A 14041-nucleotide genomic window follows, 5' to 3' on the forward strand; every position below is an offset into this window, starting at 1 on the left:
GAGAAAGGCTCCCTACCACTGCGCGTTATGGTCGCAGAACTCGGCAAGGATAACCGGCGATTAATACCCGCAACTTACGGTTCCGCCTTAACGCGTCTTTTACCGTGGTGGTCCAGTCGCATGAAGCTCGGCACTTTGCTCACGATTTCCGTCGTTTCGCTCTCGGCGGTCGGCGGCGGCCTCGCGCTTTACGTCGCGACCGCGAAATATCAGACCATGCAGCAGGTCTCGGTTGCGCAAGAACGGCTCGCGATCGTCAGGGCGGTCGGAGACATTCCGCGCTATCTCAATTCCGAGCGCGGCTTCACCACCAACATCCTGTTTGGGCCGCCCGCCATCGATCCCAAGATGCGAAGCGATCTGGAGACCTATCGGAAGAACACCGATGGCGCGGTCACCAAGATGCTTGAGCTCCGCAGATCGCTGTCCAGCGCTCTTGACGAAAGCGCCGCGCTCGGCGGCGACATCGATGCGTTGAAGACCCGGTTTTCGTCGCTGCGCGACATGATGGATCGCGCCATGGCTGGCGCCGCCGAAACCCGCCGCGATGCGGCCAAGGCCGTCGTTGCCGAGAATTCCAAGTTCAACGCCGCCGTCACCGCCCTGCTCGACGGCCAGGTTCGCAAGCTCGCGCTGCTCGACGGCGACGCCTACCGGCAGGCCACCTACGCGAATGTCGCCTGGACGTTGCGCGACATCGGCGGCCTCAATGCGAGCACCCACAAGGCGCTGGTCGGGGCCAAGCGCAGTGCCACTGAGGCCGAGATCAAGGACTTGTACCGGACGCAAGGCCGGACCGATCAGATCCTGCTGACGCTCGATCAGTTGCGGACCAGTCCGGGAACCCCTCCCAACGTCGTCGCGGCACTGGAGCGGATGAACGAAGCCTACACGCAGCGCTTCGGCCAGGAATTGAAGATGGTGAAGGATGGCGCCGCGACCGGAAAGTATGAGCACGACGCGGACGCCTTCTTCGTCGAATCGCAACGCGGGTTGAACGCGATCATCGCAGTGCGCGATGCGTTTTACGATCATGCCGAACAGATCCTGTCGGCCGCCTATTCTGCGGCACGGGTGAGTTTCACGCTCGCTCTCATCGTGCTTGTTGCCTTTGTCGCGGCCAGCGCGGCCTTGATCGGCATGATCCGCCGCCGCATCAGCCGCCCCATCGTCGACCTGACCGTCTCGATGTCACGTATCGCCGGAGGCGACATCAGTGCCGAGATTTCCGGTCTGGCGCGCAAAGACGAGATCGGCGCGATGGCTGCGGCCGTCGGCGTCTTCAAGAACAACATGATCACCGCGGATCGGCTTGCGGCCGAGAAGGCATCCGAGAGCGACGTCAAGATGCGGCGCGCACAGATGATGGACGAGCTCGCCCGCAAGTTCGAGGCGAAGGTCAGCGAACTGATCAGCGGCCTCACCCGCGCGTCCGGGGCGATGGAAAATACCGCAAAATCGATGTCCTCGACCGCGGCCTCGACCAATCGGCAGGCCGGCCTCGTCGCGGCGGCGTCGGACCAGACGTCAGGCAACGTCCAGACGGTGGCCAGCGCCACCGAAGAACTGACCTCTTCGATCTCGGAGATCAGCCGCCAAGTCGCTCAGTCCACCCAGATCGCGGCGCGCGCGGTCGACAACGCCCGTCGCACCGGCGACACCGCGCGATCGCTCGCGGAGGGCGCGCAGAAGATCGGCGACGTCGTCACCCTGATTCAGAACATCGCCGAACAGACCAATCTGTTGGCCCTGAATGCGACCATCGAAGCTGCCCGCGCCGGCGAGGCCGGACGCGGCTTTGCCGTCGTCGCCTCGGAGGTCAAATCGCTGGCCGAACAGACCGCCAAGGCAACCACCGAGATTTCGGAGCAGATCGCAGCGATCCAGACCGCGAGCGACGAGACCGTGACCGCGATCCAGGATGTCGTTCACGTCATCACCGAGATCGACCAGATCGGCATGGCCATCGCCTCGGCGATCGAGGAGCAGGGTTCGGCGACCAAGGAAATCTCGCGCAGCGTCCAGGACGCCGCACGCGGCACTCAGGACGTCAATGCCAACATCGCCGGCGTGCAGCAGGCGGCCGACCAGACTGGCAACGCCGCCCAGGAGGTGTTGTCCGCCGCCGGGGAATTGTCCTCGCAATCCCGCGATCTCGCCGACGAGGTCACGCTCTTCCTGTCGGAGGTGCGCGCGGCATAAGCAGCATGAGACGTCGCCGGGGCATACGCAGCTACCGCCCTCGTCGTTTTTTTGCGACACGGCAGCGACCGCAGCGCGACAAGCGCAGGAGGTAACGCGATATTTCAGGTGATAGCAGCGACAGGAAACTTGATCGGGCCAAGATTTAAGGGTCCGATCCGCCGCGTTATTTGTCCCAAGGAGAGATGACGATGAGGAAATTGTTTCTGATTGCCGCGCTCGCCACCTTCGCCGCCGGTTCTGCCTTTGCTCAGGATGCCTGCGAGACCAAGGCGGTCGGCAAGGACGGCAAGCCGCTCGCCGGTGCGGCCAAGACCTCGTTCATGAAGAAGTGCACGGCCGATGCTTGTGCGGCCAAGGCCGTCGGCTCCGACGGCAAGAAGCTCGCGGGCGCCGCCAAGACCTCGTTCATGAAGAAGTGCGAAGCCGGCGGCTGATCCGGACGCAGATCACGGTGACCAATGGTCCCCGCCCTTTGCGGCGGGGTCCGTTGCAACGAAGAGCATACGAAGGAGACTAAGCGTTCTCGCGCATCAGCTCCGCAAGCCCGGCGCCTCTTGGCCGCTCCGCGCGACATATTCGGTGTAGCCACCGCCATATTGGTGGATGCCCTCGGGCGTCAGCTCGAGCACGCGGTTCGACAGCGCGGCGAGAAAATGCCGGTCGTGGGAGACGAACAGCATGGTGCCTTCGAACTCGGCCAGCGCTGTGATCAGCATCTCCTTGGTCGCCATGTCCAGGTGGTTGGTCGGCTCGTCCAGGACCAGGAAGTTCGGCGGGTCGTAGAGCATCTTTGCCATCACCAGCCGCGCCTTCTCGCCGCCCGACAGCACCCGGCATTTCTTCTCGACGTCGTCGCCGGAGAAGCCGAAGCAGCCGGCGAGCGCGCGCAGCGAGCCCTGCCCCGCCTGCGGAAAGGCATCCTCCAGCGACTGGAACACGGTGCGGTCGCCCTCGAGCAGATCCATCGCGTGCTGTGCGAAGTAGCCCATCTTGACGCTGCCGCCGATCGTCACCGCACCGTCATCGGGCTCCGCCGCGCCGGCGATGAGCTTCAGCAGCGTCGACTTGCCGGCGCCGTTGACGCCCATCACGCACCAGCGCTCCTTGCGGCGGATCATGAAGTCGAGCCCCTCATAGATCCGCCGGCTGCCGTAGCGCTTGTGCACGTTCTTGAGCGCGGCCACGTCCTCGCCCGAGCGTGGCGCCGGCTGGAATTCGAATGCCACCGTCTGGCGGCGCTTCGGCGGCTCGACCCGCTCGATCTTGTCGAGCTTCTTGACGCGGCTCTGCACCTGGGCGGCATGCGAGGCCCGCGCCTTGAAGCGCTCGATGAACTTGATCTCCTTGGCGAGCATCGCCTGCTGACGCTCGTACTGCGCCTGCTGCTGCTTCTCGTTCAGCGCGCGCTGCTGCTCGTAGAACTCGTAATTGCCCGAATAGGAGGTGAGCTGGCCGGCATCGATCTCGACCACCTTGTCGATGATACGGTTGATGAACTCGCGATCGTGCGAGGTCATCAGCAGCGCGCCTTCATAACCCTTGAGAAAGTGCTCGAGCCAGATCAGGCTTTCGAGATCGAGATGGTTGCTCGGCTCGTCGAGCAGCATCACATCGGGACGCATCAGGAGAATGCGCGCCAGCGCCACCCGCATCTTCCAGCCGCCGGACAGGACGCCGACGTCCTTGTCCATCATCTCCTCGGAAAAGCCGAGGCCGGCCAGCGCCTCGCGCGCGCGGCTCTCCAGCGCATAGCCATCGAGTTCCTCGAACCGCGCCAGCACCTCGCCATAGCGGGCGATGATCTCGTCCATGTCTGCGGCGCGGTCGGGATCTGCCATCGCCGCTTCGAGCTGCTTCAGCTCGCTCGCCACCGCGGAGACCGGACCCACACCATCCATCACCTCGGCCACCGCGCTGCGGCCGGACATCTCGCCGACGTCCTGGCTGAAATAGCCGATGGAGATGCCGCGATCGACCGCGACCTGCCCCTCGTCGGGATGCTCCTGGCCCGCGATCATGCGGAACAATGTGGTCTTGCCCGCACCGTTCGGTCCGACCAAGCCGATCTTCTCGCCCCTTTGCAGGGCGGCGGAGGCTTCGATGAAGAGGATCTGGTGGCCGACTTGCTTGCTGACGTTGTCGAGGCGGATCATGCGGGCTCGGAGCGTGGACGTGTTGCCGCCGCTCTTAGTTCATGCTGCACCGCGTTGGAAGGCGCAATTTCGAAAAATACAGGCCTCGGGCCGGAGCCTCGGCTCGGTCCGGACGGGCTCTTCTCCGCTCGCCGGCCGATCACCTGCGGTGAACCGAGCGGGCTATTTTTTGCCGCCCGGCAACCGGAATATCTGGTTGCTGAACGGATTTTCAGTCGGAAGGCGGATCAGGATGAAGCTCCGTCCGATGGTACCGTGACAAGCGTTGCAGCCGTCCGTCAGCGTATTCATCGCCTTGACAAAGCTCTTTCCGTCCTTTGCATCGATCGCTCCGGAGATCGACTGGATCGGCCCCATCATGGTGGTGACGTTGTCGACCGGAATGCCCGTGTAGAGCACGGCCGCATCGGCCAGCCCGGTCCGCAGCTGGCCCAGCTCATAGGCGGCGAGCTCCCAGTTCTGCGCCTGGCCAGCAAACCACAATTTGGCGTGCCGGACCTGAATGCGAGTCATGATGTCACCGAGCCGCGGTGTATTGCGGTCGTTACCGGGTGCATCGAGCCCCGATTGCGCAACTGCAAGCGGGATTGCGCCACACGCGACCAGCAGCACTGCAACCAAACCACGCCATTTCATGTCGAACTCCATTTCCCCGCCCACCGGGACACGCCACCCGAAGATCGGTCGTGGGTCCGCGACGCAGGACGTTATTACCGTCCCAGATTGAACCCGTGCTTGCGCTCGATCAAGGTTGCGGGGCCCCCTCTCGACCGTCAGACGATCCACGAAGACCGGACATGCGTCCTTCGTCAGAAACACAGATTGCTGACGAGATTGCCGCGCTTGTCCTTCAAGACGAATGGACATTCCAGGCGCTTCAACGCCTTTTTGGCATCCTGATCGCCAAGGTCGGCCGCACGCTGGTAATAGCTCTTGGCGAGGTCGCGATCCTTTGTGCCGCCACGTCCCTGCTCGGCGAAGGCCCCCATTCGCTCCAGTGCACCCGGATGATTTTGTCCTGCCGCCTTCTCGAACATCGCGCGCGCCGCGACGTCATCCTGCGGACCGCCCTTGCCTTCCGCAAGCATCAGACCAAGCTGGTACTGGGCCTCCGGGTTGGTCTCGGCAGCCTTGGCGAGAAGGTCGCGCGCACGGGCCGGATCGGCGGACGAGGTGCCGCTCCCGCCGAGCGCCGCGAGGTTGCTGACTCCGCGCGGATTGCCGGCCTCGGCCGCACGTTCGAACAGCTTCCGGGCCTGCGCCTCGTCCTTGGTCATGCCGGCGCCGGTTGCATACAGAACGCCGAGCTCCACCATGGCTGAGGTCGAACCTTTATCGGCAGCCCTGCGCCAAGCCGCAATTGCCTCCGCCATCTGCTTGTTGGCGGCGTAGGCGCGACCGAGCTCGAACAGCGCACGACGGGCGGCGCTGGCGGCCTGTTTGCAGAACCTGATCGCGGTCGGAATATCTGCGGGCGCAATTTCGGTCACGCCTTTGATGTCCGACGGCTTGTCCGGGTCGGAAGGATCGGCCGCGATGCGATCGCACAGGACGAGATCGGCGGATTGCGCATGTGCGCCGGACGGTCCGGATGCGAGCGCCAGCAGAGCAAGGCCGAGGACGGGAAGCAGCTTTGGCATGCGACAAGGGTGCGGCGGCGCGCCGGTAAATTCAAGCGCCATCGTAGCATCGAGAGCTGGACGATGCCGGACCAACGCTCTGTCTCAAGTCCCAAAGCGAATGATCCGCCAGAGCGATCAGCTCTGGCGGATCATCGCAGTGAGCCCCCTGCCCCGGGGGTCGTAACGTCGAACTTACGCCGCCGCTTTCGCGCCGGTCGGAACGGAGGAGATCGTCTTCAGCACCTGAGACGCGATCTGGTAGGGGTCGCCTTGCGAGTTCGGACGGCGGTCTTCCAGATAGCCCTTGTAGCCGTTGTTGACGAAGGAATGCGGCACGCGGATCGACGCGCCGCGGTCGGCAACACCCCAGCTGAAGGTATCGATCGAGGCGGTCTCGTGCTTGCCGGTCAGGCGCATGTGGTTGTCCGGACCATACACGGCGATGTGGTCGGCGCGGGCCTCCTTGAAAGCGTCCATCAGCTTCTCGAAGTAGTCCTTGCCGCCGACTTCGCGCATGTGCTTGGTCGAGAAGTTGCAGTGCATGCCCGAGCCGTTCCAGTCGGTGTCGCCGAGCGGCTTGCAGTGGAATTCGATGTCGACGCCGTACTTCTCTGCCAGACGCAGCATCAGGTAGCGGGCAATCCACATCTGGTCAGCCGCGGTGCGCGAGCCCTTGCCGAAGATCTGGAATTCCCACTGGCCCTTCGCCACCTCGGCATTGATGCCTTCGTGATTGATGCCGGCCGCGAGGCAGAGGTCGAGATGCTCTTCGACCATCTTGCGGGCGATGTCGCCGACGAACTTGTAGCCGACGCCGGTGTAATACGGGCCCTGCGGGGCCGGATAACCGTACTCCGGGAAGCCGAGCGGACGGCCGTCCTTATAGAAGAAGTACTCCTGCTCGAAGCCGAACCACGCGTCAGGATCGTCCAAAATCGTCGCACGCGAGTTCGACGGATGCGGGGTCACGCCATCCGGCATCATCACTTCGCACATGACGAGCACGCCATTCGTGCGAGCGGCATCCGGGAACACGGCCACGGGCTTCAGCACGCAGTCGGAGCTATGGCCTTCGGCCTGCATCGTCGACGAGCCGTCAAAGCCCCAAAGAGGCAGCTGTTCCAGGGTCGGAAAGGACGAAAATTCCTTAATCTGAGTCTTGCCGCGCAAATTCGGCACCGGCTTGTATCCGTCGAGCCAGATGTACTCGAGCTTGTACTTTGTCATTGAGCCTCTCTGTCTAATCGAAAGGTGGGGGCGCTGTATCGAGCGCACCCCGCTTACCCGGCCACGATCGGCCAGCGCAGTCTTAAGCATGGAGCATGCCAACCCGCGACGTCCCGCCGCAGTCGGCTGAAGACAGCCCCTTCAGCTCAGCCTTGCGATCACTCCGCGGCTTGGTGCGGCAAACCAGCGCAGGACATGAGACGGCGCACGCGGCGTCGCGAAGGTTTCATGACGGAATCCCGCTTGATTCAGGGGCATTTGCCGCAGCGCCACAAGCCTGACGATCACGGCATTGGCAGCTGATGGAAATTTTCGGAAAGCCGCGGCGTCCGGCCAGCAACCTTCGATCCGGCTCAAGCGTTAGTCAGTTGCCCGCTGCCTTAGGGAAAGCAAAGCCAAAACTGCCTTCAAATTACGCAACGGCTGATTTTGTTTTGATCAGATTGCATTTCTGAAGGCAGGACCGATATCGACCCAGTACCCCCAAGAGAACGAGTCGGGCGCACCATCAGGTTGTGTTCCGATGGAAGGGAGAACGACAATGAACTCAGCCTCCGACACGAAGGGATCCGCCAGGATCTACCAATTCCCGCGTGGAGGCCGCGCCGCTCTTGGCGGCCGATCCTATGGCGAAGGTCAGAGCTCGCCCAACACTTCGCCCAAGTCAATCGCGCAGCCAGCCGCTCAAACCGGACAACCGACAATCTATTCGGGCAGCTGGTATCACGACGAGGCGATCCAAGAAGCCAAGCCGGCGTGGGACCGCTGATGCCGTCGAGAGGTGAAAGGGCCATCGCGGATTGGTGCAGATACTGAAGGGTCGAACGACATCGTTCCGGCCCTTTTCATTTGACGGCTTCAATCGCAAGGCGATCTTCAGCTTACGGATGCAGTCTGAAATGCGGCGCGCCGGCAGACGCTCCCGCTCAGTCATTCTACGAACCGCCCGCCCTGCCGGGATCAGGCAGCCTCGTTCGACTCCGTCTCTGCCGCTTCCATCGCGTCCAGATCGGCGATTACTTCTTCGAACGCCGAAATGGCCTGCTGAACGGCGGCGATCTGCATCAATTCCCAGCCGCTGACCGGACCGGTGCGGTTCTGCAAGGCGACGACGAGATCGCGCCGCTGCTCCTTGAGCTGCACCAGCGGCAAACCATGGTCCGGCAGATGTCTCATCATGGCAATGCTCCAACACCCCTCAATTACAGGCGCTGAAGCTAATCTGCGGTCCGTCGCGATCCGCTTACGAAAGTACGGCAAATTTTAGCAATTATACTTCCGGATTCACGGCGGACATGATCGAGCGCCCGAGCGCCGCGGTGGTGTATGCGGTGGCCCACTCGCTCATATGAAGATGGTCATCACCACCGTCATCCATCGCGGCAAGCGGAATCTGCGCTTCGGTGCACCAACGCTTCATCAGCGCCCAACGCTTGAACAAATTCACCTTGGCCGCGGCACAGACCTTCTCGATCCTTTGCTCAATATCCTCGGCGATTGCGAGCTTCTCTGCGAGATTCACCAATGCCGCCGTGTATTGCAGGTCCATGACCACGACATCCACTGGCTGTTCGGCCAACAAATCAAGCCCGACCGCAATCGCGGCCTCCACGGCAGCCGGATTGTAGCTGATGCTCCGATAGACCGCATTGGTCCCGACCTGCCAGATCACCAGCGCCGGCTGCTCGGCAAGCACGTCGCATTCGAAGCGCGACAACTCTTCCGGAGCCTCCTGCCCGCCAATGCCGCGATTGACGACATCGATCATGCGCCCATAGTTGTTCTGCCGCAGCAGCCATTCGAGCCGGGCGGGAAAAGCCAAGATCCCATTTGCGCCCGCGGTCGACGATGAACCGAGCGCCACAATTCTCGTTTTGCGCCGCCGCTTGAGGCTTTCGGATAGGTGCTTGAGTGGATGCTCAAATCTGACCGGATCAAGATCGGGATTGCGGATTGGTGCGTCCGTCATCTGCGTCTCCGACCGCCATCGCCATCGCGAGTACAAGCTGTGCCGTGAAGCCGCGACCATTGCAAGTCATGGCGCGCTTGCCGATATTAGGACCTTGCCGATATTAGGACTATGGCGCCGATCGGCGTGAGTTGGGATTGATGGGCAATGAACGGAACGGTCGTCGTCATTACGGGAGCACTGGGCGCGCTCGGCAGGAGCGTCGCTGAACTCGCGTTGGCCCGGGGTGCTCGCGTGGCAGGGATCGATCACGCTCAAGCCGAAATTCCGGCGAGCGATGACCGCATCGAACTCGGCGGCGTCGACCTCTCCGACGCTGAGCAAGCCAAAACGGCGCTCGACTCCGTCGCCGCACATTTCGGATCGCTCGACGCACTGATCAACATCGCCGGCGCCTTCGCATTCGAGACGGTCGCCGATGGCGACGACGCCGCCTGGCAGAAAATGCATGCGCTCAACGTGCTGACCGCGCTCCATGCCTCGCGCGCCGCAATTCCGCATCTTGTTCGATCGAAGACAGGCCGCATCGTCAATATCGGTGCGATGGGCGCGCTGCAGGCCGGCGCAGGCATGGGCCCCTATGCCGCGTCAAAGTCCGGCGTCCACCGCCTGACGGAGGCGCTGGCTGCCGAGTGGAAAGGCAAGATCACGGTCAATGCGGTGCTGCCTTCGACAATCGATACGGCCGCCAACCGCGCGGCGATGCCCAAGGCAGAATTCGATAAATGGGTGACGCCGCCGGAGATCGCCGAAGTCATCCTGTTTCTGGCGAGCGAGGCGGCAAGCGGCGTCACCGGTGCGTTGATCCCGGTCGCAGGTCGCGTCTAGCCAGAGCCGACACCTCCCCTGCCCGCTCCGGCCAAGAAATCGCCGGCCGCGCGCTGATTTTGGTCTGGCATTTTTGATCTGCCATTTTTGATCTGCCCTGGGTCGGGACATGAGGCTAGATTTGGCCGTCCTGATTCGCTTGCTCTGGATCGGCCTTGGAAACCGCGCTGTACCTGCCCGTAAAACGCTTCCTCGAGACCCTTGGCCTCTCCGTCAAGGGAGAGATTGGCGGCTGTGACGTGGTTGCGCTGAAGGGCGACGAGCCGCCGATCGTGGTGATCTGCGAACTCAAGCAAGCCTTCAATCTGGAACTGCTGCTGCAGGCCGTCGACCGGGCCGGCGCCTGTGACGAGGTCTGGGTTGCGGCGAGGTTGTCGACCCGCGGCAAGGGCCGCGAGAGCGATGCACGCTATCGCAATCTCTGCCGCAGGCTTGGTTTCGGCATGCTCGGGGTGACGGCCGGAGACGATGTCGAAGTCCTCGTGTCTCCGCCGACCAGCGCACCGCGCCGTAACCCCAAGAAGCGTTCGCGCCTGGTCGCGGAGCATCAGCGCCGCAAGGGCGATCCGGTGCTGGGTGGTTCGACCCGCGCCCCGATCATGACGGCCTATCGTCAGCAGGCGCTGGCCTGTGCGTCGGCGCTGGCGGCCGGACCGCTGCGCGTGCGTGATCTCCGTCCGGAGATTCCGGATGCAGCCAAAATTTTGTTGCGCAATGTCTATGGCTGGTTCGACCGTACCGAGCGCGGCGTCTACGCGTTGACGGAATCCGGCCGCGCCGCCTTGCGCCGCTGGCCGCAGCACACCCACATGCAGGGCACAGAAGTCGGAAATCGCGACGTGGTGAACGCATAACAGGCTTGCCGCGTCGATTTTATATTGCAATGCAACATTCGCCCTTCTAGGTATCCCGGATCATTCACGAGGCCCCAATGAGCGAAGACTGGAATACCAAATATGGCCCCCGGCGCGTCCGGCGTGACCCGCCGACCCTCGAAGAGGCGATTTTCGCTGCATCCGGCATCACCGACGATGTGCAGGCTCAGGCTGAGATCGCGTCGGCGCTGATGGGCCTTCCGCTTGAGCAGGTGCTGCCGGAAGTGAAGAAGGCCAGCCGAGTCGCCGCCCGGACGGCAACCCGCTTCATCACCGCGGACCAAGGCACGCAGCAGCGCGCCGTGGTGGTCGAACGCCGCACTGTCCGGCGCTTCAGCATCGACAAGCGCACGGGCACCTGAGGCCACGCCTTTCCGGTAAGGCTTCGCCGCAAGCGAGCGCATGGCACGCTCCAGCCCAAGCGCCCCTTCCTCGACGAAACAGCGCGTGGCGATCGACCGCCACGCGCTGTTCTTTATAGTCGTCGAATGTTGCCGGGCTCAGGCGGCGTGTTTGGTGCCGTACATGCGCGTCACCAGCTTCCAGCAAGCCCGATTCAAGTTGTAGATGGCACGCGCCGCAGCGATCGGAGTCTCGATCACGAGCTTTGCCAATTCGTCCTGCGGCTGTTGAGCGAGATCGATCGTACCGGTCGATTCGCCGTGGCTGAACACCAGGTGCGCACCGTACTTCGCAGCGAGGGCGCGCATGGCATGGTTCTGTGCACCAGTGGTAACCCGCAGCTTGCCATATCCCTTCCAGCGCGCTTCCGAAATCACCCTTTGAAATAACAGGCTGCCGACGCCGCGCCGACGCACGCAAGCCTCCACGCTGAATGCGACCTCCGGCAGGCCATCCTCGGACTGCTCCGGCGGATGCAGCTCGGCGGCGCCGCGCACGACCCCATTCTCCATGTACGCAACGATGACCGTCCCGTCCGCAGCACATTTCGCGGCATAGCGCTCAATGAAACTGTCATCCAGGAAGCCGTTGAATCGATCGTGACGGCTTTCCGGATCGAGTCGCAGCAGATGGTCACGCAGCAGCGGCAGCTCTTCGTGCTGGCTGAGCGTCCGCACATAGCCGAAGCCCGGCCGCGGACGGAAAACATCTACCTGTGGCAAAGCAAAATCTCCTCTTGGCAACCCTCGAGGAGGCGTCGATCCCTAGACAGACGCTATATTGTGCATCGCAACATGTATTTCAAGCCCGAAAATCTACTGAAAGATCATGAAACCCATGCGACATCGCTTGGCCGCCCGTGATCTCGGCGGAGTTCCTCAAAGCACGAGCTGAGTCTGCGTCACGACAGCGACCAGCCTACCGTCGTCCGTCTCGATCCGAGTCTGCCACACCTGGGTACGGCGCCCTCGATGAATGGGGCTGGCTGTTGCGATCACGGTCGCGCCTTCCTTGGCGCCGCCGATGAAGTTGGTCTTGCTCTCGATCGTGGTCGTGCCCTTGGCGTCTTCCGGCAAATTGACGACGGTCGCGGCTGCACCGACCGAATCAGCCAGTGCCATCACGGCGCCGCCGTGGATCGTGTGGTTCAGCGTGCAGAGATCGGAACGCACCAGCATGCGAGCGACGACCCGATCCGGATGGGCCTCGGTAAACGTGACACCCTTCAGTTCCGCAAAGGGCATTTTGAGCGCGTTGATCTTTTCAAGAGGCGTCATGTTTCAAGAGGCGTCATGCCCTCCCCCCATCCCCCGCTGAGCGGAGGACGCTGCGGAGATTGGCCTACGCCGTGGGCCCAGGCAACGACGTGCGAGGTCATTGCCCGGGACGGCTCGTTCCTAGCCGGCATTTTCCACGCCGCACCATTCGGCGACGAAGAGCGCAGTCGCCTTGGTCGATTTGCGCAGCGATTCGAGGTCGACGAATTCGTTGAAGCCGTGCATGGCGGCACCGCTCGCACCGAAGCAAAGGCTCGGGATGTCGTAGTTCAGTCCATAGAACCGCGTGTCGGTCAGCGCAGTGAAGACGAGATCCTCCACGTCACCGCCGAACACGGCATCGTAGGCGCGGCCGAAGGCAGCCTCCGGCTCCGCCGCGCCAGTGAGTTCGTAGCCCTCCGAGAGGAAGCCCGACCATTCCACGACCGGCGGATTGTTGGAGAGGAAGCGATGATGACGCGCGGCCGCCGCAACGCAGGCCAGAATCTCGTTCTGACATTCAGACACTGACCACCCCGGCAGGATGGCGATGCGACAGTCGACGTCGCACCAGGCGGGCACGCTGGAGGCCCAATCCCCGCCCTTGATGATGCCGGGATTGAAGTTGATCGGGTGCTGGAGCGTCTTGAAGTACTGATCGCTCTGGGCGCGGCCGTTCCATTCGGCCTCGAGTTGCTCGAGTGCCTGGATCAGGTGGTAGGCCGCCGTGATCGCGTTGGCGCCGGATCCGGCCTCGAAGACATGGACCGGGAAGCCGCGAACCTTTAGGCGAAACCAGATCACGCCGACCTGGGAACGCACCATTTTGCAGTCGGTCGGCTCGGGAATGAAGCAGGCGTCGGCCCGATAACCCCGGTGCAAGGTGGAGAGCGCACCGATCCCCGTGCTTTCCTCCTCGATCACCGACTGGAAATGAATTCGTCCCGTCGGCTTCAGCCCCGCGGACTTGATTGCGTCCAACGCATAGAGCGCACCGATGGTGCCGGACTTCATGTCACAGGCACCGCGCCCGTACATCTTGCCGTCCTTGACTACCGGGGAGAACGGCGGGGTCTCCCACATCTCGAGCGGGCCGGCGGGCACCACGTCGCAATGCCCCTGGAGAATGAGCGATTTGCCGGCGCTACTGGACGGACGATAGGTTCCGACCACGGTGCGGGCCTTGGAGAAATCGGTCTCGACCGGACCGTAGCCGCGCAAATCCTTCAACTCGTCGAGGTCGATGTGCCAATCGTCGACCTCGTAGCCGCGCTCGCGCAACAGATCGCCAATCATGTCCTGGCAAGGCCCTTCCGCACCGCGCGTGGAAGGGATCGCGACGAAGTCGCGGGTCGTCGCCAATTGTCGGTCAAAGCTCTCGTCGACCGCATCGACGATGCGGTGCGCAATATCTTTTGTGATCATCGCATTAAACATTCCCGTTACTCAGAGCGATCAAATCACAGTTTTGCATCCGATGGCACGCTTTTTGGGCGCGCTTTCA

15 protein-coding genes are annotated in these 14041 nt (G+C 62.8%); 6 read left to right on the forward strand and 9 right to left on the reverse strand.

The features are described from left to right. Positions 1 to 120 precede the first annotated feature (120 nt). Together QX034_RS31625 and QX034_RS31630 are read left to right on the forward strand one after the other, a co-directional pair. Positions 121 to 2202: a methyl-accepting chemotaxis protein gene (locus tag QX034_RS31625; RefSeq protein ID WP_315768867.1), complete on the forward strand. Its 2082-nt coding sequence runs from the start codon at positions 121 to 123 to the stop codon at positions 2200 to 2202. A 191-nt stretch (positions 2203 to 2393) separates the two neighbouring features. Further along, positions 2394 to 2639 carry a hypothetical protein gene (locus tag QX034_RS31630; RefSeq protein ID WP_315703581.1) on the forward strand — a complete coding sequence of 82 codons (246 nt, stop codon included), beginning with the start codon at positions 2394 to 2396 and terminating at the stop codon, positions 2637 to 2639. Positions 2640 to 2735: 96 nt separating this feature from the next. On the opposite strand, the gene QX034_RS31635 is transcribed toward QX034_RS31630, so the two are convergent. From QX034_RS31635 to QX034_RS31650, 4 genes are all read right to left on the reverse strand, one after another. Then, positions 2736 to 4358 carry an ABC-F family ATP-binding cassette domain-containing protein gene (locus QX034_RS31635; RefSeq protein ID WP_315703580.1) on the reverse strand — a complete coding sequence of 541 codons (1623 nt, stop codon included), beginning with the start codon at positions 4356 to 4358 and terminating at the stop codon, positions 2736 to 2738. Positions 4359 to 4520: 162 nt separating this feature from the next. Next, a complete protein-coding gene (locus QX034_RS31640; RefSeq protein ID WP_315729506.1) occupies positions 4521 to 5225 on the reverse strand; it encodes a hypothetical protein in 705 nt (234 codons plus the stop codon). Next, a complete protein-coding gene (locus QX034_RS31645) occupies positions 5168 to 5998 on the reverse strand; it encodes a tetratricopeptide repeat protein (RefSeq protein WP_315704265.1) in 831 nt (276 codons plus the stop codon). Before QX034_RS31645 ends, QX034_RS31640 begins: the two co-directional genes overlap by 58 nt. 174 nt (positions 5999 to 6172) lie before the next feature. Further along, positions 6173 to 7207, reverse strand: a complete 1035-nt coding sequence (locus tag QX034_RS31650; RefSeq protein WP_315703577.1) for a glutamine synthetase beta-grasp domain-containing protein — start codon at positions 7205 to 7207, stop codon at positions 6173 to 6175. Positions 7208 to 7748: 541 nt separating this feature from the next. On the opposite strand from QX034_RS31650, the gene QX034_RS31655 reads away from it, so the two are divergent. Next, a complete protein-coding gene (locus tag QX034_RS31655) occupies positions 7749 to 7976 on the forward strand; it encodes a DUF2735 domain-containing protein (RefSeq protein WP_315703576.1) in 228 nt (75 codons plus the stop codon). 191 nt (positions 7977 to 8167) lie between these two features. Here the strand turns inward: QX034_RS31655 and QX034_RS31660 are convergent, their stop codons facing one another. Together QX034_RS31660 and QX034_RS31665 are read right to left on the reverse strand one after the other, a co-directional pair. Then, a complete protein-coding gene (locus QX034_RS31660) occupies positions 8168 to 8386 on the reverse strand; it encodes a hypothetical protein (protein WP_315703575.1) in 219 nt (72 codons plus the stop codon). 91 nt (positions 8387 to 8477) lie between these two features. Further along, complete coding sequence (locus QX034_RS31665) at positions 8478 to 9176, reverse strand: SGNH/GDSL hydrolase family protein (RefSeq protein WP_315703574.1); 699 nt, start codon at positions 9174 to 9176, stop codon at positions 8478 to 8480. 147 nt (positions 9177 to 9323) lie between these two features. On the opposite strand from QX034_RS31665, the gene QX034_RS31670 reads away from it, so the two are divergent. The 3 genes from QX034_RS31670 (at position 9324) to QX034_RS31680 (ending at position 11241) form a co-directional block, all read left to right on the forward strand. Next, the gene (locus tag QX034_RS31670; protein ID WP_315703573.1) at positions 9324 to 10004 is read left to right on the forward strand and encodes an SDR family oxidoreductase; all 681 of its coding nucleotides are present in this window, start codon (positions 9324 to 9326) and stop codon (positions 10002 to 10004) included. A gap of 155 nt (positions 10005 to 10159) precedes the next feature. Then, entirely contained in the window at positions 10160 to 10858 is a 699-nt protein-coding gene (locus QX034_RS31675) for a DUF2161 domain-containing phosphodiesterase (protein WP_315703572.1), read from the forward strand. 77 nt (positions 10859 to 10935) lie between these two features. Next, a complete protein-coding gene (locus QX034_RS31680) occupies positions 10936 to 11241 on the forward strand; it encodes a hypothetical protein (RefSeq protein WP_315703571.1) in 306 nt (101 codons plus the stop codon). Positions 11242 to 11379: 138 nt separating this feature from the next. On the opposite strand, the gene QX034_RS31685 is transcribed toward QX034_RS31680, so the two are convergent. From QX034_RS31685 to QX034_RS31695, 3 genes are all read right to left on the reverse strand, one after another. Next, a complete protein-coding gene (locus tag QX034_RS31685; protein ID WP_315704264.1) occupies positions 11380 to 12003 on the reverse strand; it encodes a GNAT family N-acetyltransferase in 624 nt (207 codons plus the stop codon). Positions 12004 to 12159: 156 nt separating this feature from the next. Beyond that, on the reverse strand, positions 12160 to 12558 hold the full coding sequence (locus QX034_RS31690; protein ID WP_315703570.1) for a PaaI family thioesterase: 399 nt from the start codon (positions 12556 to 12558) through the stop codon (positions 12160 to 12162). A gap of 120 nt (positions 12559 to 12678) precedes the next feature. After that, positions 12679 to 13962 carry an ArgE/DapE family deacylase gene (locus tag QX034_RS31695; RefSeq protein WP_315703569.1) on the reverse strand — a complete coding sequence of 428 codons (1284 nt, stop codon included), beginning with the start codon at positions 13960 to 13962 and terminating at the stop codon, positions 12679 to 12681. Between the last annotated feature and the right edge of the window lie 79 nt (positions 13963 to 14041).

It is taken from the genome of Bradyrhizobium sp. SZCCHNR3119, from assembly GCF_032487775.1.
Taxonomy (GTDB): domain Bacteria; phylum Pseudomonadota; class Alphaproteobacteria; order Rhizobiales; family Xanthobacteraceae; genus Bradyrhizobium.

Excerpts from the sequence above, each read along its gene's own strand:
- QX034_RS31625 (WP_315768867.1), top strand. The coding sequence starts at position 121 with ATGAAGCTCGGCACTTTGCTCACGATTTCCGTCGTTTCGCTCTCGGCG.
- QX034_RS31630 (WP_315703581.1), top strand. The coding sequence starts at position 2,394 with ATGAGGAAATTGTTTCTGATTGCCGCGCTCGCCACCTTCGCCGCCGGT.
- QX034_RS31635 (WP_315703580.1), bottom strand. The coding sequence starts at position 4,358 with ATGATCCGCCTCGACAACGTCAGCAAGCAAGTCGGCCACCAGATCCTC.
- QX034_RS31640 (WP_315729506.1), bottom strand. The coding sequence starts at position 5,225 with ATGTCCATTCGTCTTGAAGGACAAGCGCGGCAATCTCGTCAGCAATCT.
- QX034_RS31645 (WP_315704265.1), bottom strand. The coding sequence starts at position 5,998 with ATGCCAAAGCTGCTTCCCGTCCTCGGCCTTGCTCTGCTGGCGCTCGCA.
- QX034_RS31650 (WP_315703577.1), bottom strand. The coding sequence starts at position 7,207 with ATGACAAAGTACAAGCTCGAGTACATCTGGCTCGACGGATACAAGCCG.
- QX034_RS31655 (WP_315703576.1), top strand. The coding sequence starts at position 7,749 with ATGAACTCAGCCTCCGACACGAAGGGATCCGCCAGGATCTACCAATTC.
- QX034_RS31660 (WP_315703575.1), bottom strand. The coding sequence starts at position 8,386 with ATGATGAGACATCTGCCGGACCATGGTTTGCCGCTGGTGCAGCTCAAG.
- QX034_RS31665 (WP_315703574.1), bottom strand. The coding sequence starts at position 9,176 with ATGACGGACGCACCAATCCGCAATCCCGATCTTGATCCGGTCAGATTT.
- QX034_RS31670 (WP_315703573.1), top strand. The coding sequence starts at position 9,324 with ATGAACGGAACGGTCGTCGTCATTACGGGAGCACTGGGCGCGCTCGGC.
- QX034_RS31680 (WP_315703571.1), top strand. The coding sequence starts at position 10,936 with ATGAGCGAAGACTGGAATACCAAATATGGCCCCCGGCGCGTCCGGCGT.
- QX034_RS31690 (WP_315703570.1), bottom strand. The coding sequence starts at position 12,558 with ATGACGCCTCTTGAAAAGATCAACGCGCTCAAAATGCCCTTTGCGGAA.
- QX034_RS31695 (WP_315703569.1), bottom strand. The coding sequence starts at position 13,962 with ATGATCACAAAAGATATTGCGCACCGCATCGTCGATGCGGTCGACGAG.